Below are 23956 nucleotides of genomic sequence, written 5' to 3' on the forward strand. Positions count from 1 at the left end.
CGACGCCTGAAAGGGCACCCCATGACGATCACCTCCCGGCGCGGCCTGCGCGCCGCCATGGCCCTGACCGCCACCGCGGCCCTCGCGCTGACCGGTTGCACCACCAACACCGAGGGGCCGCAGGACTCCGGGGAGCCTCGTGACGAGGTGTCTCTCGAGACCGATGAGAAGATCGCCGCACTCGTCCCGGCCGAGATCCGTGACAAGGGCGTCATCGTGATCGGCACCAATCCGCCGTACGCGCCCAACGAGTTCAAGAACGAGAGTGGCGAGATCGTCGGCTTCGACATCGACGTGATGACCGCCGCCGCCCAGCTGATGGGGCTCCGCGCGGAGTTCCGCGAGTCCGATTTCGAGAAGATCATCCCGGCGATCGAGGGCGGCACCATGGACATGGGTGCCTCGTCGTTCACTGTCAACGACGAGCGGCTCCAGACCGTCGACTTCGTCACCTACTTCGAGGCCGGCATCCAGTGGGCCGCCGCCGCCGGCAACGACATCGACCCCGATGACGCCTGCGGCCTGAACGTCGCCGTCCAGCGGACCACGGTCTCCGACCAGGAGGACGTGCCCGCCCGCAGCGAGGCCTGCGTTGCGGCCGGGAAGCCCGCGATCGAGAAGGTCCAGTTTGACTCCCAGGACGAGGCCTCGACCGCCGTTGCGCTCGGCAAGGTCGACGCGATGTCCGCCGACTCGCCCATCTCCGCCTACGCGGTCAAGCAGTCCGAGGGCAAGATGCAGCTCGTCGGCGACGTGTTCGACTCCGCCCCCTACGGCTGGCCCGTCCGCAAGGACTCGGAACTCGCCGCCGCCCTCGAGGCTGCCGCCGACAAGCTCATCGAGACCGGCGACTTCGAGACGATCGCCCAGAACTGGGGCCTCGAGGCCGGACTCATCGATGACGCCGAGATCCGGAAGGGCTGAGTGACCGGTAGGTGAGTACCGCGCAGAAGGGGGCGGACGCCCCCGCGGCGGAGGCCCCGGAACCGATCCGGGCGGTGCCTCTCCGGCACCCGTGGCGTTGGGTGTCGGCGACCGTCGTACTGGTCCTCGTGTTCCTGTTCATCTGGGGCGCGGCGACCAACCCGGCCTACGGGTGGGACACCTACGCCCGCTACCTGTTCGACACCAGGTTCGGCATGGCGGTGTTCTACACCATCGCGCTGACGCTGCTGTCGATGATCCTCGCCGTGGTCCTCGGCGTCATCCTCTCGGTGATGAGGATGAGCAGCAACCCCGTGCTGAAGGCAGTCGCCTGGGTGTACCTGTGGATCTTCCGCGGGACGCCGATCTACGTGCAGTTGCTGTTCTGGGGCCTGATCTTCACCCTGTACCGCCAGGTCCAGTTCGGGATCCCGTTCACCGACCTCCAGTTCGTCCGGTTCGACGACACGATGGTCCTGTACTCGGCGTTCTGGCTGGCCGTGGTGGGCCTGGCCATGAACGAGGCCGCGTACATGGCGGAGATCGTCCGCGCGGGCATCTCGTCGGTTCCCGAGGGGCAGGCCGAAGCCTCGACCGCACTGGGGATGACGTGGGGCCAGACGATGCGGCGGACCATCCTGCCGCAGGCGATGCGGGTCATCATCCCGCCGACGGGCAACGAGTTCATCTCGATGCTCAAGACCACCTCACTCGTCGTGGCGATCCCGTTCTCCGGTGAGCTCTACGGGCAGGCGCGCGACATCTCCGGCGTCAACTTCCAGCCCATCCCGCTGCTGTTGGTGGCCGCCACGTGGTACCTGGTCATCACCAGCGTGCTCATGGTGGGTCAGCACTACCTCGAGAAGCGCTTCTCCCGCGGCGCCACCCGGAGGCTCACCGGCCGGCAACTTCGCGCACTCGCCGATGCGGACGGGCTCACCCCGTCCGCCCTCGCAGCGGTCAAGGGCACCGATCAGTCGGGAGGGATGGCATGACGTCGATGGTCAGGGCCGAGCAGGTCTGCAAGAACTTCGGGTCGCTGCGCGTTCTCAAGGGGATCGACCTCGAGGTCGCCGCCGGTGAGGTGCTGTGCCTGGTGGGGCCCTCCGGATCGGGCAAGTCCACCTTCCTCCGGTGTATCAACCACCTGGAGCGGGTCGACGCCGGCAGGCTCTACGTCGACGATGAGCTGGTGGGCTACCGGGAGAAGGGTGACAAGCTCTACGAGATCTCCCCGAAGCAGGCCGCACGCCAGCGCCGGGACATCGGCATGGTGTTCCAGCACTTCAACCTGTTCCTCCACCGCACCGCCCTCGAGAACGTCATCGAGGCGCCGATGTTGGTGAAGGGCCAGTCGCGTGGGGAGGCCACCGAGCGGGCCCGCGACCTGCTCGCGAAGGTGGGTCTCGCCGCCAAGGCCGACACCTACCCGGCCCAGTTGTCCGGCGGGCAGCAGCAGCGCGTGGCGATCGCCCGAGCCCTGGCCATGGACCCCAAGCTGATGCTGTTCGACGAGCCCACCTCCGCTCTCGACCCCGAACTGGTCGGGGAGGTCCTCGGCGTGATGCGCGATCTCGCGGACGCGGGGATGACCATGGTCGTGGTCACCCACGAGATGGGGTTCGCCCGGGAGGTCGCCGACACGGTGGCGTTCATGGACGACGGTGTCGTGGTGGAGTCCGGTACACCCGCGGACGTGCTCAGGTCGCCGTCGCACCAACGGACCAAGGACTTCCTGTCCAAGATCCTGTGACGTCGGGGCGGGGCCGGCGCGGGCGGGTCAGGAGAGTGTGGCGACGAAGATCGCCGTGCCGGGGAAGATCCCGCCACGCAGCGGGCTCCACTGCCCCCACTCCCGGTCCAGCCACTCCGGCCACTCCGGCTCGATGAGGTCCTGCACCACGAACCCGGCGGCGACCAGTTCGCGGATCCGGTCGCCCACCGTCCTGTGGTGCTCGACATAGGTGAGCTGGCCATCCTCGTCGTACTCGGTGTACGGCGAGCGGTCGAAGTAGGGGAACACGGCCAGTAGACCGTCCGGGCCCGGATCGTCGCGGAAGATCCACCGCATGGGGTGGTTGACCGAGAAGACGAACCGGCCGCCCGGTCGCAGGACGCGCGCCGCCTCCGCCATCACGCCCGCGGAGTCCGCGACGAACGGGATGGCTCCGAACGCCGAGAACGCGACATCGAAGCTGCCGTCCGCGAACGGCAACCTGCCGGCGTCGGCCTGGACCAGGGGTACGTTCGCCGCCGGGCCCGTCGCCCGGCTCGCAGCCTCAGCCCCCACACGGAGCATCCCGGCCGAGAGGTCCACGGCCACCGCGCGGGCGCCCCGGCCGGCGATCCACCGGGAGCACGGCGCCGACCCCGACCCGATCTCGAGCACGTCGCGGCCCTCCACGTCACCGAGCAGGTGCCAGTCACCTTCGTGCAGGCCCTCGGGGCACCAGACGAACTCGCCGTCGGCGGAGTGGGCGCCGAGGAAGTCGCCGTGGTGATGGTGGTAATCCGCCGCCTCCGAGTCCCACCACATGCGTGAGGCTCGGACCGACTCTCCATGTCCTGGGGGGTTTGTGGACGTCACGTGTGAAGCGTACAGTTGACGGTCGCGTGCGTACGCGCTCGCTTTCTTCCCGTCCGCTACGATTCCTATCCACTCCGGAGCACCCCACCATATGACCACCAACACCACGTCCCCGCAGGTAGCCGTCAACGACATCGGCTCCGCTGAGGACTTCCTCGCCGCCATCGACGCCACGATCAAGTACTTCAACGATGGTGACATCGTCGAGGGCACGATCGTCAAGGTCGATCGTGACGAGGTCCTGCTCGACATCGGCTACAAGACCGAGGGCGTCATCCCCTCGCGCGAGCTCTCCATCAAGCACGATGTCGACCCGGGTGAGGTCGTCGAGGTGGGCGATGAGGTCGAGGCCCTGGTCCTGACCAAGGAGGACAAGGACGGCCGTCTGATCCTGTCCAAGAAGCGCGCACAGTACGAGCGCGCCTGGGGCACGATCGAGGAGCTCAAGGAGAAGGACGAGGCCGTCAAGGGCACCGTCATCGAGGTCGTCAAGGGTGGCCTCATCCTCGACATCGGTCTCCGTGGCTTCCTCCCCGCCTCGCTGGTGGAGATGCGCCGCGTCCGTGACCTCCTGCCCTATGTGGGTCAGGAGCTCGAGGCCAAGATCATCGAGCTGGACAAGAACCGCAACAACGTGGTGCTCTCGCGCCGTGCATGGCTCGAGCAGACCCAGTCGGCCGTGCGCTCCGAGTTCCTGCACCAGCTGCAGAAGGGCCAGGTCCGCAAGGGCGTCGTGTCCTCGATCGTCAACTTCGGTGCCTTCGTGGACCTCGGCGGGGTCGACGGTCTCGTCCACGTCTCCGAGCTGTCCTGGAAGCACATCGATCACCCGTCCGAGGTCGTCGAGGTGGGCCAGGAGGTCACCGTCGAGGTCCTCGACGTCGACCTGGACCGCGAGCGCGTCTCGCTGTCGCTCAAGGCCACGCAGGAGGATCCGTGGCGGCACTTCGCCCGGACCCACGCGATCGGTCAGATCGTCCCGGGCAAGGTCACCAAGCTCGTGCCGTTCGGCGCCTTCGTGCGTGTCGACGAGGGCATCGAGGGTCTGGTCCACATCTCGGAGCTGGCCGAGCGCCACGTCGAGGTCCCGGACCAGGTCGTCACGGTCAACGACGACGCCATGGTCAAGGTCATCGACATCGACCTCGACCGTCGTCGTATCTCGCTCTCGCTCAAGCAGGCGGACGAGGACTATGCTGAGGAGTTCGACCCGTCGAAGTACGGCATGGCCGACAGCTACGACGAGGCCGGAAACTACATCTTCCCCGAGGGCTTCGATCCCGAGACCAACGAGTGGCTCGAGGGCTTCGAGAAGCAGCGCGAGGAGTGGGAGAACCGCTACGCGGAGGCCGAGCGTCGCCACAAGATGCACACGGCCCAGATCGAGAAGGGTCGGGCCGCTGCTGCGGAGGCCGCCGAGGCCGCCCCGACCAACTACTCGTCGGAGTCCACCCCGTCGTCGCGTCCGGCTGCGGCGGAGGCCGCTCCGGCCGAGTCCACCGGCGGTTCGCTGGCCTCGGACGAGCAGCTGGCCGCCCTGCGCGCGAAGCTCGCCGGAGGCGAGTGATCGCACAGTAGGCATCTGAGAGCGGCCCCGCACCGGTATCCGGTGCGGGGCCGCTCCGTCTATCCCCGGTGCGCTCCGTTGGCGGTGGCCGGTCTGTGACGTGCGCAGTGCGGAAGTGCCGCCTTGCGCGCCGGACGGGTGAGCACCCCTGGCGATGCGAGCTCCCGGGTTTGGCTGGTGGCGCGTCATGCCGGGGGCGAGGAGGCCGCTCGCACCGACCGTCCCGCTCCCGGGGTCATCGCGGTGGATGTCGGAGCGGGTGAGATCGGGGCGGTGACCACCCTGCCTCGCATCCCCGAGGGCTCACGGGCGTCGGCGGGGGTGTGCCCGACACGCGGGAGTGGCGCGCAGCGATCGATCAACGACCGGGCGGTTCGACGATCGGCTCGGCGACGGCGGGCTCGACCTCCGCGATCTCCTCGAGGCGCTCCTCGTCGATCACACCGCGGTCGTCGATGGCTCCGGACTCCGCCGCGGTACTGACCGTGACACGGGACTCCACGGTGGTCCGGGGGTCCGCGTCCGGAGCGGCGAAGTCGAACTCGTCGAGGTCGGTGCGAAGTAGGAAGACGTTGTACGCGTCCCAGGTGGAGAGCGTGTAGTACAGGTACCGGCTGTCGTTGTCCGTGGTGAAGGGATGGATCATCGGGGCGTAGCCGTTCGGGAACATGCTTCGATCGACGATGGTCTGGGGCTCGGACCACGGTCCCCAGGGGCTCTCCGACACCCGCATGGAGACGACGCCCGTCGGCGAGGGCGTCACGGCGATGTACTTGTCCAGGTGCTCGTTGTACTGCACCGAGAGTTCCTCGACGCGTGCCGGGATGACGTCGTACCCGGTCGGCTCGTCGGTCCAGCCCGCGCCCGGACCCGCGTACCACTCGTACGCGGCGGGGTCCTCGATCTGCCCGATCGGAACCCGAGTGAGCATCGCAGGACCCTGACGACCGGACGGGGTCACGTACTCATAGAGATGACCAGCGTCGAGGAGGAACGCACTCATCTGCGCCCCGTACCAGCGGTCTCCGTCCACCGGCGGCAGGGTCTCGCTGTCCGGAGCGGGTTCGAACTGAACTGTCGGGTTCCATCCGGTGAAATCCGTGACGCGCCGCATCGTCTCGGTGAGCACCGTCCACGATTCGCCGTCGTCCGTGGACTTCACCAGTGCGGAGTAGTTGGTGTTCCAGCCGCCAGGCGCGTTCCAGTCCCGCACGGACATGACCCGCATGTACATGTCATCACCGGTGCTGATCGCGGCGGTCGGGATTACGGTGACCTCGCCGGCCCCGTTGGACTGGTGCGCACCCTGGACGAGTGCCGTGGCCTTCCCTTGTGGATCGGAGGGGACCGCCCTGAGGACATCCATCCCATTCTCGGGGCTCCCGCCGGCGGTGGCGAGCATGACGTTGGAGCGCCACTGGTTGTCTGTGGGAGTGCAGTCTCCGAAGGTGTCGCCGAACAGGGCCATGGTCTCGCCATCGTGGGTGAAGGTGATCCCGAGGTCTGTGCCGTGGATGTCGTACAGCTCGTCGGTCTTCGCGGGGCTGGTCGGCCCGGTAACCAGCTGGCGTACGGACGTGGCGCCCTTGAGGACCGGGATGGTGCCGTCGGCCCCGGTGACCCATCGGGGGAATCGGCGAACCGAGGATGCGGTGGCGTCGAGCACCGAGTTGGTCGCGTTCGCGAGCGATCCGGTGACGGGGAAGGGGCCGAGGGAACCCGGGGGGATGTTCCCGAAGAAGCTGTTGCACGGACCGCTCTCGCCGAGCAGTGAGCCTGCCGAGCCCGAGGACCCGGTCGATCCGGTCGACCCGGAGGAACCGGTGGAACTGGTGGAACCCGTGGAGTCTGCGGACTGGGCGGCTGCGTGGGCGGGAGCCACCGTGATCGCCAGTGCTACAACGAGAGGCAACGCAGAGAGCAGACGTGGCACAGAGTTAATCCGGTTCACACGTGAGACCTTACCTACGTCGCTCGGACCGGCACGCCTTTCGGTCACCTAGACTCCACGTCATGCTGATGGTGGGTCTGACCGGTGGGATCGGTGCCGGCAAGTCGACGGTGACGGCGGTGCTCGCGGAGGCGGGGGCGGTGATCGTGGACGCGGACCTCATCGCCCGCGAGGTCGTCGAACCGGGTTCCCCCGGGTTGGCGATGCTCGTCGCCGAATTCGGCGAGGACATCCTGGGGCCGGACGGTGCACTCGACCGCGCCGCCCTCGCCGCCCGCGCCTTCGTCGACGCGGAGCGGACCGCGGCCCTCAACGCCATCACCCATCCGCTGATCGGGGAGCGGACCGCCGAGCTGTTCGGCTCGGCGCCGGAGGACGCGATCGTCGTGCACGACATGCCGCTCCTCGTGGAGGGCGGGATGACACCCGGCTACCACCTGGTGATCGTCGTCGACACCCCGGCGGAGATCCGGTTGCAGCGGTTGGTGGAGTTCCGGGGGATGCCGGAGGACGATGCCCGCGCCCGCATGTCGAGGCAGGCCACCGATGAGGCCCGCCGGGCCGCCGCGGACGTGGTGATCGACAACTCCGGGGACCGACAGACTGCCGTGGACCTCACCAACGCCCTGGTCGAGATCCGTCTCCGCCCGTTCGAGCACAACCTGCGCACCGCGACCCCGGTGGTGGGCGACCGCACCGTCGTCCCGTTCCGGCCCGAGTGGGCCGGGGAGGCGGAGCGGGCGTGCGCGCGCCTACGCCACGTGGTGGGGAAGATCGCCACCCGGATCGACCACGTCGGTCCGACCGCGGTCGAGGGTCTGGACGCGCCCGACGTCATCGATCTGCAGGTGACGGTGCGGGACGCGGCAGCGGTCGAGGTCGCCCTGCGCACGCTCACCGAGTCGGGATACGTGCGTGATCGGTCGAGCGAACGGCCGTTGCTGCACTGGTGCGACCCCGCCAGGCCGCTGGAGGTGTCGATCCTGGCAGAGGACGACCCCGAGCACGAGTTCTCGCTACTCATGGCCGAGGTGATCGGCGCGGACCCCGGCGCACGGGCCGAGTACGCGGAGATCCTGCGTCGTGCGGACCGCGAGGAGACCCGTGAGTGGGAGCGCACCCTGAGCGAGGCCGTGCTGCGGGGCCGGTAGCGCCGACCGCGGGCGGGTCCGCTGACCCGCCCACGGCTTGGGCTCACTCGTTCGGGACCACCCCGTCGACCAGCTCGGAGACCGGCACCTGCCGCACGACCTCGGTCGGCGCCGGCTGAGAGCTGGCCCGGCGCAGGTTCGGGTCGGGGAACACCTCCGATAGCCGGGTGCGCACGAGGAAGACGTTGTAGGCGTTCCAGGTGGTGACGAGGTAGTAGAGGTCCTCGCCCTGCGCCCACGGGTGCATGAACGCCCCGTAGACACCGGGCAGCACCGAGTAGTCCACCAGCGTGGTGGCGGAACTCCACGGCCCCTCGGGGCGGTCGGCGGTGCGGAGGACCACCGAGTCGTACCCCTGTGAGTACATCGCCGTGTACTTCCCGAGGTACTCGTTGTACATGGTCGATATCTCGCTCGCCGGGGCGGGCAGGACCCGCTCGGCGGCGCCGACATCGGACACCCATGCCGAGCCGTTCCAGTATTCGTACGCCTCGGGGTCGAGGACGCCCGCGGCGGGCGGGGTGGCGGATCCGTCGAGCTCGTCCGCGGTCGGGGAACCGGCGAGCGGAACGCGTGCGACGACCGCCCCGCCCTGTCGCCCGGAGGGGGTGAGGTACTCGTACAGGTGCGTGTCCGTCTTGAGGAACGAGCTCATCTGGGAGCCGCGCCACGCAGGATCCACGGCCGGGGCTCCGGCGCCGAGGGGGACCGTGTCGGTGATGGGGCGGGCTAGTGAGGGGACGACGGCCCAGTTCTCGCCGTTGTCCGTCGAGTACGCCATCCCCGAGTAGTTGGTGGTCCACGATCCGGGTTGGCCCCAGTGGGCCACGGACATGAACCGCAGGTACTGGACACCGTCGACGGAGATGCCCGAGGTCGGGATGATCGTGACCTCACCGGGCAGCCCGGATCGCGGGACCAGCGACTTGGCGAGACCGTCGGTCCCCATGGCGGCGGAATCGATGGTGATTCCGTCGGTCAGATCGGTGTCGGCGGAGCGGAACAGGACGTTGGAACGCCACTGGTTGCCGGGCACCGTGCAGTCGCCCATGGTGTCGCCGAACGCCATCAGGACCTGTGGGTGGGCGGGATCACCGTTGTCCCACATGATGCCCAGGTCCGTTCCGGCCACGCCGAACCGGTTGATGGAATCGCCGGGACTCGTGGGCCCGGTGACGAGCTGTTCGAACCGGGTGGGTCCACGCAGGACGGGGACCGTGCCCTCCTCTCCGGTGATCCACGGTGGCATCCCGTAGACCGAACCGATCATCGGATCGAGCGAGCCGGACAGTCCGTTGCCCAGGGAGCCGGTCTCCAACTGCTGGACCAGCGATCCCGAACGGTCGGCGGAGCCCAGCGCGCGGGAGGCGGAGCCCAGCGACCCGGAGTCACCGGAGGACCCGAGCGAACCGAGGGAACCGGTGCCCATACCGGCCCCGGTCCGGTTCTCCAGCAGGGAACCGAAGTTGCCGAACATCTCGCTGCACGGGCCGGCCGCGGCGGTTCCGGCTCCGACCGTGCCGAGGGTCACGACCGACGCGGCGGCCGTGATCGACGCGACGACGACCGAGCTCAGGCGGCGGGGGAGAAGTCGGGTCATGTCACGCCTCCGGGATGGGCCGACGCTCGACCAGGACGGTCTCGCCGGTGTCCGCCGGGTCCGGGGTGTTGCGGGTCCAGCTGTCGTCGGTCGTCCGCATCCGCGCCCGGGCGTCGGGAAGGGTCCGCGGCGGGATTTGGGTGAGGTCGGTCCTCATGAGGAAGACGTTGTAGGCGTCCCAGGTGGACATGGTGAAATACAGGTCCTCGCCGCGAGTCTCCACGGCGGGGCTCCACGGGTGGACGAAGGCGCCGTAGAGGGTCGGGACGTGCTGGTACGAGAGCAGGATGTCCTCACCCGACCACGGGCCCCAGGGGGTGGCGGACTGGGCCATGACGATGTTGTTGGCGCGGTTGTTGTACAACGCGATGAAGCGACCCAGGTGCTCACTCCAGGACACCGACAACTCGCTCACGGCCGAGTTGACCGTCGGAGCGCCGAGCACCGGCACGGCGTCGCGGTGATCGACGACCCAGTCGCCGCCGTCCCAGAAGCGGTAGGCCGCCATCTCCTCGATCCGGTTCTCGGGGACCCGCGCGAGCCGTGCGGACCCGCTCCGACCCGACGGTGTGAGGTACTCGTAGACGAACCCGTCGTGCTTGAGGAACGCGCTCATCTGCCCGGCGGTGTGGGTGGTGGACTCCGGGCCCAGGTCGACCGGGAGGGGCATCGGTGCGGTACCCCGCCGGGCGGTATCGCGTACGGGGACCCAGTTCTCGCCGTTGTCCGTCGACCGGGCGAGAGCGGAGTAGTTGGTGGTCCACTCACCGGGCGAACCCCACCGTTCGACGGACATGTACCGCAGGTACTGGGTGCCGCCCACCTCGACGCCGGCGGTGGGGATCACCGTGGTCTCGTCGGGGTGGCCGGTGCGGGGGAGGATCGACTTCGCCATCCCGGGCCGCTCCATCGGCGCGTCGGTGATGCGCATCCCGTCGGCCAGAGTGCGATCGCCGGATCGGAAGAGGATGTTGCTGCGCCACTGGTCACCGGGCTCGTCACAGTCGCCCATCGTGTCCCCGAGGGCCATCATCATCTGCGGATCCGAGGTGTCGCCGTTGTCCCAGAGTATTCCCAGGTCGGTGCCGGAGATGCCGAATCTGTCGACCGTGTCGTTGGGGCTGGTGGGTCCCGTCAGCAACTCGACCGTGGTGGTCCGGCCCCGGAGGACCGGGATGTACCCGTTCCCGCCGTCGGCCCACGGGGTGGCAGGCGCGGACGTGGGCGCCCCCAGAGACCCCGAGAGGGACCCCGACCCGCCCGCGGTGCCGCCGGCCGGGGGCCACGGGTCACACGGTGCGGCCGTGGCGACCGGTGCGAGGAGGGTGAGGGCTCCCGCCGCGAGAGAGGCGGCGGTGACCGCCGTGATCGGCCGACGCGCGCCGTCGGGGCGGGCGGTACGACGACGAAGTGGGCTGCGGGCCACGGGGTTCTCCAGACGACATGACAGGGACGGTGGGGGGTTGCTCACAGCTACCGTAGTTGGCACCCCTGACATCCGCTGCGGCGACACCGGTGGGCGGGGGTGAACGGCTGCTCGTACGCTGGTGGTATGGCTTTCGCGACCGAGATCCCCGACGACGGGGTCCCCGCCGACCCGACAGTGCTCTCGTACTCGGAGTTCCGACCGATCGGCGATGTCGAACGGAGTGCGACGCGCTTCGAGGTCGTCAGTGAGTTCACCCCGTCAGGCGACCAGCCCACGGCGATCGCGGAACTGACCGAACGCCTCGCCCGCGGGGAGCGCGACGTCGTGCTGCTCGGCGCGACCGGCACCGGTAAGTCGGCGACCACCGCCTGGCTCATCGAGAAGGTGCAGCGGCCGACCCTGGTGATGGCGCCCAACAAGACGCTCGCCGCGCAGCTGGCCAACGAGTTGCGCGAGATGCTGCCCAACAACGCGGTCGAGTACTTCGTCTCGTACTACGACTACTACCAACCGGAGGCGTACATCGCCCAGACGGACACCTTCATCGAGAAGGACTCGTCCATCAACGACGACGTGGAGAGGCTCCGGCACTCCGCGACGTCGTCCCTGTTGTCCAGGCGCGACGTCGTCGTCGTCAGTTCGGTCTCGTGCATCTACGGTCTCGGCACGCCCCAGTCCTACCTCGACAGGTCGGTGGCCCTGGCCGTCGGACAGGAGGTCGACCGCGACCAGTTGCTCCGGCTGCTCGTGGACGTCCAGTACGAACGCAACGACGTGTCCATGACCCGGGGGACGTTCCGGGCGAAGGGCGACACCGTCGACATCATCCCCACCTACGAGGAACTCGCCGTCCGCATCGAGTTCTTCGGGGACGAGATCGACGCGCTGTACTACATCCACCCGCTGACCGGTGACGTCGTGCGCAGGGTCGACGAGGTGCGGATCTTCCCGGCCACCCACTACGTCGCCGGTCCCGAGAGGATGGCCAAGGCGATCGCCTCCATCGAGGCCGAGCTGGAGGAGCGGCTGGCGGAGCTGGAGAACCAGGGCAAACTGCTCGAGGCGCAGCGGCTGCGCATGAGGACGTCCTACGACATCGAGATGATGCAGCAGGTGGGCTTCTGCTCCGGTATCGAGAACTACTCGCGGCACATCGACGGACGGCCGGCGGGCAGTTCGCCGGCCACTCTCATCGACTACTTCCCCGAGGACTTCCTCACGGTGATCGACGAGTCCCACGTGACCGTGCCGCAGATCGGCGCCATGTACGAGGGCGACGCCTCCCGCAAACGCAATCTCGTCGACTTCGGGTTCCGCCTGCCGTCCGCCCTGGACAACCGCCCCCTGACCTGGGAGGAGTTCTCCGGCCGGGTGGGTCAGACCGTCTACTTGTCAGCCACGCCCGGCCCCTACGAGATGGGGCGCGCCGGTGGGGAGTTCGTCGAACAGGTCATCCGGCCGACCGGGCTCGTCGACCCGAAGATCGTGGTCAAGCCCACCAAGGGGCAGATCGACGACCTGATCGGGGAGATCCGTCAGCGCGCCGAACGCGACGAGCGGGTGTTGGTGACCACGCTGACCAAGAAGATGTCGGAGGACCTCACGGACTACCTGCTCGAGTTGGGGATCCGGGTGCGGTACCTCCACTCGGAGATCGACACCCTCCAGCGGGTGGAACTGCTCGGGGATCTCCGGCGCGGGGAGTACGACGTCCTGGTCGGCATCAACCTGCTCCGGGAGGGACTGGACCTGCCGGAGGTCTCGCTCGTGGCCATCCTGGACGCCGACAAGCAGGGTTTCCTCCGCTCGGCCACCTCGCTCATCCAGACAATCGGCCGTGCGGCCCGCAACGTCTCCGGTGAGGTCCACATGTATGCGGACTCGGTCACCGAGGCCATGCGGCAGGCCATCGACGAGACCGATCGCAGGCGTGAGAAGCAGGTCGCGTACAACACCGAGCACGGCATCGACCCGCAGCCGCTCCGCAGGAAGATCGCCGACATCCTCGACCGGGTCGGAGAGGAACGCGGGGACGACGCGGATCCCAAGGACCGACCGGAGCTCGTGGGCGCCCGGGCGGCCGACGGGTCGGCACGACCCCGCAAGGAGCTGGAGAAGCTCATCGAGGAGATGACCGAGCAGATGATGTCCGCGGCCACCGACCTGAGGTTCGAGCTCGCGGGGAGGCTCCGGGACGAGATCGCCGAACTGCGCAAGGAACTCAAGGGCATGCGTGAGGCCGGGATCGACTGACCCGGGCCGCTTTCTCCCGCGTTTACCCCGCCCGTCGGCCGCGTCCTCGGACTACTCTGGGTGAAACGTGTTCCCGAGGAGAGGAAGCAAATGAGCGCCTACACCAAAGTGGTGGTGGGAACCGACGGTTCCGAGTCGTCTTACCGTGCCGTCGATCGCGCCGCGCAGCTGGCCGCCGACGCCTCGGCGGACCTCGTGATCGCCTGCGCCTACGTGCCCGCCGATCCGCGTTCGGTCAGCCAGGCCGCGGATCAGCTCGGTGACGACGCCTACCAGATCCGCGGGGACAATCCCGCCGAGGACATCGTCCGCGGCGCCAGAGACCGGGCCCAGAAGGCCGGAGCGACCAAGATCGAGGCGCGCACCGTGAAGGGGGCGCCCGTCGAATCGCTCATCAAGCTGGCCGACGACGTGGGGGCCGACCTCCTCGTGGTGGGCAACAAGGGACTCAACTCCCTGACAGGCCGGCTGCTCGGGTCCGTGCCCGCCGACGCCGCTCGGCGCGCGACCTGCGACGTGCTCATCGTCCACACCACCTAGACTGCGCGCCGACCCCGGCGTCCCACGCGGCCGCCGGGGTCAGTGGCAGAGGTGGGTCCGGCTCGCATCGACGATCGCCCGACCCACCTCGGCGCTGTCGAGGTCCGGGTTCTGGGCCGCGATCGCGCTGGTGAGCGGGCGGATTCGTTCGAGGATCGTCTCGTCGTCCGCGCCGTCGGCGATCCCCCCGCAGATGCCGGCGCCCACCTCGATGGTGGTGACGGCGGTCATCTCGGTGGGGAGACCGAATCCGGACAGTTCCGCGAGGAACTCCTGCTCGTCGTCGGTGCGCGGGTCGGGCCTGTCCCGGGCCGCGGTCTGTGCGGAGGTCACTGGTCGGGGCTCGGCGACGGCGGACACACTGTCGACCGGGGCCTCCGCCCGAGTGCCGCACCCGCCGGCCGCCGCGACGGCGATGAGGGCCGAGGCCGCCAGCACGCGGGATCGGGTGTGGGTCATGCGGTGAGCTCCTGTGCGCTGTCGTCGAGACGGTCCCGTATACCCGAGAGTAGCGGGCCGAAGCCGCCGGGTTGGACCAGGATGAGTTCCTGGGTCGCCCGGGTGGCGCCGACGTACAGGTCCTGCATCCCCTGGGGCGAGCGCGCCAGGACGCGTTCGGGGTCCACCACCACGACCACGTCGAACTCCAGCCCCTTGGCCAACGCCAGCGGCAACACCGACGTGCCCGGCCGGGCCAGTTCGGCGGCCTCGTGGACCGCGGGATAACCGGCGCCGGCGAGTTCGTCGTCGTCGTCTCCTCGGGAGTCCTCGTCGCCGCCGGGGTCGGGCAGCAGCACCGCCACCGCCCGCTCCGACGGCACCGCCGCGACCTCCTCGGCGACCGCCTGCGCCACCGAACGACCGTCCGGCTCGAGCCACGCGACCGGCCGTCGCCCCGCGCGCACCGTCCGCGGCGACGACGCGGACGGGTCGATCTCGGCGAGCAGCAGCTCGGCCACGGCGGAGATGGTCTCCGGGGTGCGGTAGTTCACGGTCAGCTCGGACAGCACCCACCGGTCGTCCACGTACGGCGACAGGGCATCGGCCCACGAGTCGATGCCCGCCGGGCTCGAGGTCTGGGCGACGTCACCGACGAGCGTCATCCACCGGTTGGGGGAGCGGCGCATGAGCACCCGCCACGCCATGGTGGACAGTTCCTGGGCCTCGTCGACGATCACGTGCCCGAACGCCCACGTCCGGTCCGCGCCGGCCCGGTCGGCCACGGTGAGATCGGAGTCCTCGCTGTGGCGGCGTGCCAGGGACTCGGCGTCGACGACGTCGTAGGCCATGAGCACCTCCGGATCGAGGTCGTCCTCGATGTCCTGCACGGCCGAACCCGTGAGGATCTCGAGAGCCTCCTCCGCCTGTCGGACCTGCTCCGCCCACGCGCGGTCCGCCTCACTGCCATCGGCGGTCGGGTCCTCGCCGAGGAGTTCGGCGAGCTCGTCCAGCAGCGGTACATCCGCCACCGAGAACGCGGCGCCGTTTTCCCGGAAGAGCGCATCCTGGTCCTCCGCGACGTAGTCACCCGCCGCCTCGGCGATCCGGTCGCGGCTCGACAGCAGGTCGGCGAGGAGTTGCTCGGGCCGTAGCACCGGCCACCACCCGTCGATCGCCTCGGCGACCTCGCGGGAGGCCTCGACCTCCCGGCGGAGTTCCGCGCGGTCATCCGCGTCCAACAGGGGGCGGGCGGCGTCGCCGAGGTCGCCGACACCGTCGCCGTCCGGTGACCACGCCTCGTCCTCCGCCCGCCCGACCGGGTCGGTGAGTGCGGAGACGTACTGCTCGGTGAGGGCGTCGATGATCCGCGTCGCGAACGCGTCGCGGGACTGGTTGTGGGGTCGCCGGGTCATCCGTCCGCGCCCTCTCGCCGCCCGCACCGTCGCCGGGGTCAGTGTCAGATCGTGTCCCTCGACCCGCACCACGACGTCGGCCTCCGGGGCGAGCTGGCGGGCCCGCACCGCGGCCTTGAGGATTCCCACCATCTCGCCGGAGCCCTTAACCTCCTCGCCGCGCAGTGTCTCCGGTCCGGTCGCCCGGACGCCCGGATAGAGATCGGCGAGCGTCCGCAGGACCACCCCCGACTCGCCGAGGGACGGCAGCACGCGCGCGATGTAGTCGAGGAACCGCGCATTGGGTCCGACGATGAGCACACCGCTGCGGTCCAACCGCTGCCGGTGCGTGTAGAGGAGGTAGGCGGCGCGGTGCAGCGCCACGGCGGTCTTTCCGGTACCCGGGCCGCCCTGGACCACCAGGACGCCGGAGTGCGGGTTGCGGATGATCTCGTCCTGCTCCCGCTGGATGGTGGCCACGATGTCCGTCATGTGGGCGGAACGGGCGGTGTCCAGCGCCTCGAGCAGGGCGGACTCGCCCACCACGTCGTCGTGGTCCTCGGGGACCTCACCGTCTTGCGGGGCCGTGAGGTACTCGTCGTGGATCCCGATCACCCGGCGACCGATCGTCCGCAGGTGGCGGCGCCGGTGAGCGCCCTCCGGCCGGGCGGTCGTCGCCAGGTAGAAGGGCCGGCTGTGGTCGGCGCGCCAGTCGAGGAGCAGCGTCGTGAGGTCGTCGTCGTCGTCGCGGAGACCCACGCGCCCGATCCGACGTACCTCGCCGTCCCCCATGTCCAACCGGCCGAAGTACAGGCCCAGGTTGGCGGCGCTGAACGCCGCGAGCTCCGAGGTGTAGAGCCGGGCGAACGACTCCCGTTCCGACCGCGCCTGCGGGGTGCCGCCCGACCCGCGCAGGACGGCGTCCAGGCGCGCACGCGTGTCCGCCCGCAACTCCTCAAGGCGGTCGAGGAGGCGGCCGAGGTGACGTTGTTCCTCGTCGACGGCGTCGTGTCCCGTCACGGGCGCTCCTTCCGGGGTCTGCGTGGTCGGTTCGGGCAGGATGACCAGGCTACCGGGAACCGCGACGGGTGCTCTGACGACGACGACCCCGCCCGGGTGGGGGCAGGGTCGTCGGGAGGCGGTGTGGCCGCCGGCGGTAGTCCGGGGGCGGTGGCCCGCCCCGGTCGTCAGGGACGGATGACGTCGGCGGCCTTCGCGCGGACCTCGTCCGTCATCTTCTTGGCCTCGGAGGCCTTCTTGCCGGCCTCCTTCTCGAACCGGGCGGACTTCTTCCTGGCGTCCTTGCCGGCGCGGGCCGCCTTCTTGCGGGCGTCCTTCTGCGCGTCCTTCTTCTTGGCCTGTGCGGCCTTGCGGGCCTCCTCGGCCCGGACCGCGGCGAGTCGGGTGGCGACACCGGCCTGGTCGCGGACCTGCGCGGTGTAGGGCCGGGCCTCGTCAGCCGCTGCGTGGGCCACGGCGCCCGCCTGCTCGCGGACCTGGGCAGCGATCGGGGCGGCCTGCTCCCGGGCGGTGGCCGCGCGATCCCGCACGCGAGCGGCGACCACCGGCGCGGTGTCACGCACGACCCCGGCGAAGCCGGACGCCTGGTCTCGCACCTGATCGGCGACCTCCGGGGCCTTCGCCCGCACGGTGTCGGCCACCTCGGGAGCCTTGTCGCGCACGACGTCCGCCGCGCCACGCGCCTGATCGGCCACGGTGTGTGCGACACCGGCGAGCGCCGCACCGGCGGCCGCGGACTCGGCCTTCGCCCCGGGCAGCTTCGCGGCCACCTTGTCGCCGGCCTTCCGGGCGCGCCAGGCCACCCCGGGCTGTCCGGCGGTGTCGACCGAGGCGAGAATGAGCCCGCCGAGGAGCGCCACGTCGGTCGCCAGACCGGTGGTCTTGCGACTGCGGGCGTCCTTGTCGGACTCCATCCAGAACGCGTGGCGGCTGACGGTCGAGGGCACGTGGGCGGCGGTGAGCGCGAGCGCCGACAGGCGGGGGGCCTTGCCCAGCGCGAACAGGACGCCCGCGCCGATCTTGACCCCGGCGAGCGCCTTGACGAGCGTCTCGGTGTCCTTGGGGACGGGCGGCACCGATGCGGAGACCGCCTCGTTCACCGCCTGCTCGCCCTTCTCCACCAGCGGGGTGGCCTTGTCGACGAGCGGCGCCGCGTCCGCGACATGGGCCTGCGGATTGCGAAGCGTCTCAACGCCGTCGATGACGAACACCGTGGCGAGCATGGGTCGTGCGAGTCGTCGGATCATCGTTCCTCCTGAATAGGTGGGAGTGCGTGGTCGAACCTAGTCCGAACCCGGTGAGGGCGCCTCCGGTCGCGATCCGGGGCTACCCGTCGACGGACCGTCACCGGGGGAGTGTGCTGCGGCGATCGCACACGGTGGCGGTTTGATAACGATTGGATGTCGGCCCACAGGGCGACGGGGCCAGGACCCCCGTCGCCGTCACCACCCGCGCTCCCGCCACTCGCCCAGATGCGGTCGCTCGGCACCGATGGTGGTGTCGTCCCCGTGTCCGGGATGGACCACGACGTCGTCATCGAGGACGTCGAAGACCCGGGCCTCGAGGTCGTCCATCAGCGAGGCGAAGTCGGCTTCCGAACCGGTCTTCCCGGGGCCGCCGGGGAAGAGGGAGTCCCCGGAGAACAGGTGGGTGCCCGCGTCGGTGCGCAGGACGAGTGCGATGCCGTCCGGAGTGTGACCCCGCAGGCCGATCACCGCCAGCCGGAGGTCGCCGACCACGAGCTCGTCCCCGTGCGCGACATGTCGGTCGGTGGGGACGTCGATGCCCCCGGCGTCGCCGGGGGAGGCGATGGTGGTCAGGCCGAGGGCGGCGACCGTCTCGGCGAGACCGATCCAGTGATCGGCGTGGAGGTGCGTGGTGAGCACCTCCTTGACCCCGGGTGCGCGGTCCCTCAGATGGGAGATCACCTGCGGCGCGTCGTTGGCGGCGTCGACGAGCAGTACATCGCCCGTCGCGGTCGACTCGATCACGTAGACGTTGTTGTCCATCTCGCCGACCGAGATCTTGGTCAGTCGGGCGGGGCCCACGGTCCAGCGCTCGCCGGTCAGTCGGCCTCCGGTACGGCCGGAGTAGCCCTCGGTGAGGGTGATGCGGTCGGGTAGTGACTCGGTGGGATTCGACATAACGGCAGGCTACCGACGTCGGGCGCGGTCGGTGGCCGGAGGCGTGTCGTACTACGTTGGTACCTTCGTCTGCGGGAACGGCAGCCATGCGGCAGGTGCGGCTTTCGCCACGGAGACGTGGCGGCCTCCCGACTCGGAAGGAGAACCCATGGTGGACCGTCTGGTCGTCCGCGGCGCACGGGAGCACAACCTCAAGGGCGTGGACATCGACGTCCCCCGCGACTCGCTGATCGTGTTCACCGGACTGTCAGGGTCCGGCAAGTCCTCGCTGGCGTTCGACACCATCTTCGCCGAGGGCCAGCGCCGCTACGTCGAGTCGCTGTCCTCCTACGCCAGGATGTTCCTCGGGCAGATGGACAAGCCGGACGTCGACTTCATCGAGGGACTGTCCCCGGCCGTGTCGATCGACCAGAAGTCGACCAACCGCAATCCCCGCTCGACCGTCGGCACCATCACCGAGGTGCACGACTATCTGCGCCTGCTCTACGCCCGCGCCGGGGTCCCGCACTGTCCCACCTGCGGGGAGGTGATCTCACGCCAGACCCCGCAGCAGATCGTCGACCAGATCCTGGAGGGCGAGGAGGGTGCACGGTTCCAGGTGCTCGCCCCCGTCGTCCGGACACGCAAGGGTGAGTTCGTCGACCTCTTCGCCCAGCTCGCCGCCGATGGTTACAGCCGCGTGCGGGTGGACGGAGAGCTGCACACGCTCGCCGAGCCGCCCGTCCTGAAGAAGCAGGAGAAGCACGATATCGAGGTGGTCGTGGACCGGCTGGCGGCGAAGCCGTCCTCACGGCAGCGGCTCACCGACTCCGTGGAGACCGCCCTGGGGCTGGCGGACGGCGTGATCGTGATCGAGTACGTCGACCTCGACGACTCCGACCCCGCCCGGCACCGCAGGTTCTCCGAGCACATGGCCTGCCCGAACGGGCACCCGATCGCGCTGGACGACATGGAGCCCCGCGCGTTCTCGTTCAACAACCCCTACGGGGCCTGCCCCGTGTGCGACGGTCTCGGTTCCCACCTGGAGGTGGATCCGGACCTGGTCGTCCCGGACCCCGAGCGGTCGCTCGCCGACGGCGCGATCGCACCATGGTCGGGTGGCCAGAGCGCCGACTACTTCCAGCAGTTGCTGACCGGCCTGGCCGGGGACATGGGCTTCGACCTCCGCACCCCGTGGCAGGACCTGCCCGCGAAGGTGCGCAAGGCCGTGATGGGGGGCGCCCCCACCAAGGTCCGGGTGCAGTACCGCAACCGGTTCGGCCGCGTCCGGACCTACGACGCGAAGTTCGAGGGCGTGATGTCGTTCCTCAAGCGTCGCCTGGACCAGACCGAATCGGAATCGCAGAAGGAGCGCTACCAGGGCTACATGCGCGAGGTGCCGTGCCCGGGATGCGACGGCACGAGGCTCAAGCCGGAGATCCTCGCCGTCACCCTCGCGGGACCCGGGGGCACGGAGCGCTCGATCGCCGACATCAGCCGCATGTCCGTGGAGGACTGCGCTGCGTTCCTGGACGGGCTCGAACTCGACCCGCGCCAGGCGATGATCGCCGGTCGTGTCCTCAAGGAGATCCAGGCACGGATGGGCTTCCTGCTCGACGTGGGGCTGGACTACCTGTCGCTCGACCGCGTCGCCGGCAGCCTGTCCGGTGGCGAGGCCCAGCGAATCCGCCTGGCCACGCAGATCGGATCGGGTCTCGCGGGCGTCCTCTACGTCCTGGACGAACCGTCCATCGGTCTGCACCAGCGGGACAACCGACGACTGATCGACACCCTCGTCCGGCTGCGCGACCTAGGAAACACGCTGCTGGTGGTGGAGCACGACGAGGACACCATCCGTTCGGCGGACTGGATCGTCGACATCGGGCCGCTCGCCGGCGAGAACGGTGGGCGGGTCGTGCACTCGGGCGACTACAAGGGGTTGCTGGCCAACTCCGAATCGCTGACCGGCGACTACCTCGCCGGGCGTCGTCAGATCGCCATCCCGGACAAGCGGCGCGCGGCGAGCCCCGACAAGCGTCTGCACGTGAAAGGCGCCCGGGAGAACAACCTCAAGAACGTCGACGTGGTCTTCCCCGGCGGCGTGCTGTGCGCGGTCACCGGCGTCTCCGGTTCGGGCAAGTCCACCCTGGTCAACGACATCCTCGCGACCTCGCTGGCCAATCAGCTCAACCGGGCCCGACAGGTGCCCGGCCGGCACTCCCGGATCGACGGCGTGGACGGGTTCGACAAGCTCGTCCAGGTGGACCAGTCGCCGATCGGTCGTACCCCGCGCTCCAACCCCGCCACCTACACCGGCGTGTTCGACAAGATCCGCACCCTCTTCGCCGCCACCACCGAGGCCAAGGTCCGCGGGTACAAGCAGGGCCGGTTCTCGTTCAATGTCAAGGGTGGGCGCTGCGAGGCCTGCCAGGGTGACGGGACGTTGAAGATCGAGATGAACTTCCTGCCGGACGTCTACGTGCCGTGCGAGGTGTGCCACGGGGCGCGGTACAACCGCGAGACCCTGGAAGTGCACTACAAGGGCAAGACCATCGCCGAGGTTCTGGACATGCCCATCGAGGAGGCGAGCGAGTTCTTCGAACCGATCACCTCGATCCATCGCTACCTCCAGACCCTCACCGAGGTGGGGCTCGGATACGTGCGGTTGGGTCAGCCCGCCCCGACCCTCTCGGGTGGTGAGGCCCAGCGCGTCAAACTGGCCGCCGAACTGCAGAAGCGGTCGAGCGGGCGGACGGTGTACATCCTCGACGAGCCGACCACCGGTCTGCACTTCGAGGACATCACCAAACTGCTGTTGGTCATCCAGGGGCTGGTGGACAAGGGCAACACGGTCATCGTGATCGAGCACAACCTCGACGTGATCAAGAGCGCCGACTGGGTCATCGACATGGGGCCCGAGGGCGGTGCCGGGGGCGGCTCGGTCGTGGCCGAAGGCACCCCGGAGCAGGTGGCGACCGTACCCGGGAGCCACACCGGCCGTTTCCTTGCCGAAGTGCTCCCCGGGGTGGCCGACGGGGAGGACGAGGACGCGAGGGAGTCCGTGGTCACCGAGCAGACGACGGGGAAGAAGGCGTCGGCGAGGAAGTCACCGACGAAGAAGGCTGTCGCCACGACGAACCAGTCCTCGAAGAAGCAGGCCGAGAAGACCGCCGAGGCGGGGTCAGCGGCGTCCGCGACGGCCAAGAAGACCGCTGCGAAGGCAGCACGTAAGGCGCGCGCCCTACGCTGACGGCTTCCCGGTCCGGGACGGATGGCCCCGGACCGGGGCCCGTCGGGTCAGCGCGGCGCGGTCAGTGGGCCGCGCGGTCAGCGCGGCGCGGTCAGTAGACCGGGCCGGTGAACTTCTCGCCGGGGCCCTCGCCGGGCTCATCGGGGTACGCGCTGGCCTCGCGGAACGCGCGCTGCAGCCCCTGTAGACCGTCCTTGACGACCCGGGCCTGCGGCCCCAGGTGTTCGGCCGACCCGGCCACCAGGCCGGCGAGGGCCGTGATGAGCTTGCGGGACTCGTCGAGATCCAGTCGCGGGCTGGCGGAGGGGTCGTCATCGGAGAGCCCCAGTTTCTCGGCAGCGGCACTCATGAGAACGACGATCGAACGGAAGATGATCTCCTGTGCGGAGACGTCCGCCAGATCGACGACCTCGACCTCGCGGGCGTCGAGGTGCCCCTCGAGCAGGTTCTCGGCGGCGGCCTGGTCGGTGGAGGCGGGCTGGTCGGTGGTCATGCCGAACACTGTCCCACGGACCGGTCGATATCGTGTCGCCAGCCACCGGTTTGGGGGCAACGCCGGCTACTGGTACAGTCAACTCTCGACTGTGGGAACCCGCTACGTAGTGGGTTCCATCGTCCAAGAGGAGCCCGATCTCCCACCATCCGACGCCGGAAGGCAGTTTGATGGTCACCACCCCGACGAGGGGCCGCGAGCGATCGTGGACGTCTCGTCGTCGACGGGTGAGGAGTGAGAGGCCCCCGGCATCCCTGCCGTGGGGCCTTCTCGGTTTCACCGGTGTACCCGGTGTGGCCCGGGGTCCCTCGAGGGCGGATGCGCGACCGCGCCAGTGGTCGCGACAGAGCACCATCTACCGAGGAGGGCCCATCAGCGCCGAAGCACGTATCAACGAACGAATCCGTGTCCCCGAAGTCCGACTCGTCGGCCCCGGGGGCGAGCAGGTGGGGATCGTTCGCGTCGAGGATGCACTTCGTCTGGCCCTGGAGGCCGATCTGGACCTCGTCGAGGTCGCGCCCACCGCGCGCCCGCCGGTCTGCAAGATCATGGACTACGGAAAGTTCAAGTACGAGGCGGCGCAGAAAGAGCGCGAGTCGCGGAAGAACCAGCAGCAGACCGTGGTCAAGGAGCAGAAGCTCCGTCCGAAGATCGATACCCACGACTACGAGACCAAGAAGGGGAACGTCGTCCGTTTCCTGGAGAAGGGCTCCAAGGTCAAGGTCACGATCATGTTCCGCGGACGTGAGCAGTCCCGCCCCGAGCTGGGCTTCCGTCTGCTCCAGCGCCTGGCGGACGACATCACCGAGTACGGATACGTGGAGACCAGCGCCAAGCAGGACGGCCGCAACATGACCATGGTCGTCGCCCCCCACAAGGGCGCCAAGACCCGCGCCAAGGCGCAGGAGTCCAAGGTCACGGACCCCGCTTCCGAATAGGCCCTCCGCCGCCCAGACCACGGACGCCCGACGTCCGCACACCCGAGGTCCCACCGGGCCTTCCGGGACGAACCATGTGAGGAAGACCGATCATGCCGAAGATGAAGACCCACAAGGGCACCGCCAAGCGTTTCCGGAAGACCGGAACCGGCAAGCTGGTCCGCCAGCAGGCCAACCGTCGCCACATCATGGAGAAGAAGCCCACCAAGCGCACCCGTCGCCTCGACGGCCGTACGGATGTCGCCCCGGCCGACGTCCCCCGCATCAAGCGGCTTCTCGGGCTCTGAGCCCTCCCACC

At 69.3% G+C, this 23956-nt stretch carries 19 protein-coding genes; 10 read left to right on the top strand and 9 right to left on the bottom strand.

Annotated elements, in window-relative coordinates; all coding sequences use genetic code 11:
- Positions 1–21: 21 nt before the first annotated feature.
- The 3 genes from AB5G72_RS07550 to AB5G72_RS07560 are packed head-to-tail and all read left to right on the top strand — an operon-like array spanning position 22 to position 2677.
- On the top strand, positions 22–924 hold the full coding sequence (locus AB5G72_RS07550; protein ID WP_440221350.1) for an ABC transporter substrate-binding protein: 903 nt from the start codon (positions 22–24) through the stop codon (positions 922–924).
- An 11-nt stretch (positions 925–935) separates the two neighbouring features.
- Positions 936–1919, top strand: coding sequence for an amino acid ABC transporter permease (locus AB5G72_RS07555; RefSeq protein WP_132063218.1), 984 nt, complete (start codon positions 936–938; stop codon positions 1917–1919).
- Positions 1916–2677 carry an amino acid ABC transporter ATP-binding protein gene (locus tag AB5G72_RS07560; protein ID WP_407335930.1) on the top strand — a complete coding sequence of 254 codons (762 nt, stop codon included), beginning with the start codon at positions 1916–1918 and terminating at the stop codon, positions 2675–2677. The genes AB5G72_RS07555 and AB5G72_RS07560 overlap by 4 nt, the downstream gene beginning before the upstream one ends.
- A gap of 27 nt (positions 2678–2704) precedes the next feature.
- Here AB5G72_RS07560 and AB5G72_RS07565 read toward each other — a convergent pair whose 3' ends face one another.
- A complete protein-coding gene (locus tag AB5G72_RS07565; protein WP_241729349.1) occupies positions 2705–3460 on the bottom strand; it encodes a class I SAM-dependent methyltransferase in 756 nt (251 codons plus the stop codon).
- A gap of 142 nt (positions 3461–3602) precedes the next feature.
- Here AB5G72_RS07565 and rpsA point away from each other — a divergent pair, with 142 nt between their 5' ends.
- Positions 3603–5078 carry a 30S ribosomal protein S1 gene (gene rpsA, locus AB5G72_RS07570; protein WP_067714021.1) on the top strand — a complete coding sequence of 492 codons (1476 nt, stop codon included), beginning with the start codon at positions 3603–3605 and terminating at the stop codon, positions 5076–5078.
- A 358-nt stretch (positions 5079–5436) separates the two neighbouring features.
- Here the strand turns inward: rpsA and AB5G72_RS07575 are convergent, their stop codons facing one another.
- Entirely contained in the window at positions 5437–6990 is a 1554-nt protein-coding gene (locus AB5G72_RS07575; protein ID WP_407335931.1) for a DUF4185 domain-containing protein, read from the bottom strand.
- A 101-nt stretch (positions 6991–7091) separates the two neighbouring features.
- On the opposite strand from AB5G72_RS07575, the gene coaE reads away from it, so the two are divergent.
- Positions 7092–8180, top strand: a complete 1089-nt coding sequence (gene coaE / locus AB5G72_RS07580; RefSeq protein ID WP_440221351.1) for a dephospho-CoA kinase — start codon at positions 7092–7094, stop codon at positions 8178–8180.
- Positions 8181–8223: 43 nt separating this feature from the next.
- Here the strand turns inward: coaE and AB5G72_RS07585 are convergent, their stop codons facing one another.
- The gene (locus AB5G72_RS07585) at positions 8224–9780 is read right to left on the bottom strand and encodes a DUF4185 domain-containing protein (protein WP_440221352.1); all 1557 of its coding nucleotides are present in this window, start codon (positions 9778–9780) and stop codon (positions 8224–8226) included.
- A 1-nt stretch (position 9781) separates the two neighbouring features.
- Positions 9782–11206: a DUF4185 domain-containing protein gene (locus tag AB5G72_RS07590; protein WP_440221353.1), complete on the bottom strand. Its 1425-nt coding sequence runs from the start codon at positions 11204–11206 to the stop codon at positions 9782–9784.
- 126 nt (positions 11207–11332) lie between these two features.
- Between AB5G72_RS07590 and uvrB the strand changes: the two genes are divergently transcribed.
- Both uvrB and AB5G72_RS07600 read left to right on the top strand, forming a co-directional pair.
- Positions 11333–13462 carry an excinuclease ABC subunit UvrB gene (uvrB, locus tag AB5G72_RS07595; RefSeq protein WP_440221354.1) on the top strand — a complete coding sequence of 710 codons (2130 nt, stop codon included), beginning with the start codon at positions 11333–11335 and terminating at the stop codon, positions 13460–13462.
- A 90-nt stretch (positions 13463–13552) separates the two neighbouring features.
- A complete protein-coding gene (locus tag AB5G72_RS07600) occupies positions 13553–14002 on the top strand; it encodes a universal stress protein (protein WP_132063225.1) in 450 nt (149 codons plus the stop codon).
- 39 nt (positions 14003–14041) lie between these two features.
- Here AB5G72_RS07600 and AB5G72_RS07605 read toward each other — a convergent pair whose 3' ends face one another.
- The 4 genes from AB5G72_RS07605 to AB5G72_RS07620 form a co-directional block, all read right to left on the bottom strand.
- Entirely contained in the window at positions 14042–14461 is a 420-nt protein-coding gene (locus AB5G72_RS07605; protein WP_413957512.1) for a DUF732 domain-containing protein, read from the bottom strand.
- Complete coding sequence (locus tag AB5G72_RS07610; RefSeq protein ID WP_271799524.1) at positions 14458–16854, bottom strand: HelD family protein; 2397 nt, start codon at positions 16852–16854, stop codon at positions 14458–14460. Before AB5G72_RS07610 ends, AB5G72_RS07605 begins: the two co-directional genes overlap by 4 nt.
- A 167-nt stretch (positions 16855–17021) precedes the next feature.
- A complete protein-coding gene (locus AB5G72_RS07615; RefSeq protein WP_120285895.1) occupies positions 17022–18101 on the bottom strand; it encodes a DoxX family protein in 1080 nt (359 codons plus the stop codon).
- 195 nt (positions 18102–18296) lie between these two features.
- Positions 18297–18998 carry an MBL fold metallo-hydrolase gene (locus AB5G72_RS07620; protein WP_440221355.1) on the bottom strand — a complete coding sequence of 234 codons (702 nt, stop codon included), beginning with the start codon at positions 18996–18998 and terminating at the stop codon, positions 18297–18299.
- A gap of 148 nt (positions 18999–19146) precedes the next feature.
- Here AB5G72_RS07620 and uvrA point away from each other — a divergent pair, with 148 nt between their 5' ends.
- Positions 19147–22227: an excinuclease ABC subunit UvrA gene (gene uvrA / locus AB5G72_RS07625; RefSeq protein ID WP_440221356.1), complete on the top strand. Its 3081-nt coding sequence runs from the start codon at positions 19147–19149 to the stop codon at positions 22225–22227.
- Between the two features lie 91 nt (positions 22228–22318).
- Here uvrA and AB5G72_RS07630 read toward each other — a convergent pair whose 3' ends face one another.
- The gene (locus AB5G72_RS07630) at positions 22319–22720 is read right to left on the bottom strand and encodes a DUF1844 domain-containing protein (RefSeq protein WP_069390177.1); all 402 of its coding nucleotides are present in this window, start codon (positions 22718–22720) and stop codon (positions 22319–22321) included.
- Positions 22721–23073: 353 nt separating this feature from the next.
- On the opposite strand from AB5G72_RS07630, the gene infC reads away from it, so the two are divergent.
- A complete protein-coding gene (gene infC, locus AB5G72_RS07635) occupies positions 23074–23658 on the top strand; it encodes a translation initiation factor IF-3 (protein ID WP_082923789.1) in 585 nt (194 codons plus the stop codon).
- 92 nt (positions 23659–23750) lie between these two features.
- Positions 23751–23945 (top strand): 50S ribosomal protein L35, encoded by a 195-nt coding sequence (gene rpmI, locus AB5G72_RS07640; RefSeq protein ID WP_007630819.1) that lies wholly within the window; start codon positions 23751–23753, stop codon positions 23943–23945.
- Positions 23946–23956 lie beyond the last annotated feature (11 nt).

Origin of the sequence: Dietzia sp. MNB45 (assembly GCF_051994785.1) — a bacterium.
Taxonomy (GTDB): Bacteria; Actinomycetota; Actinomycetes; order Mycobacteriales; family Mycobacteriaceae; genus Dietzia; species Dietzia kunjamensis.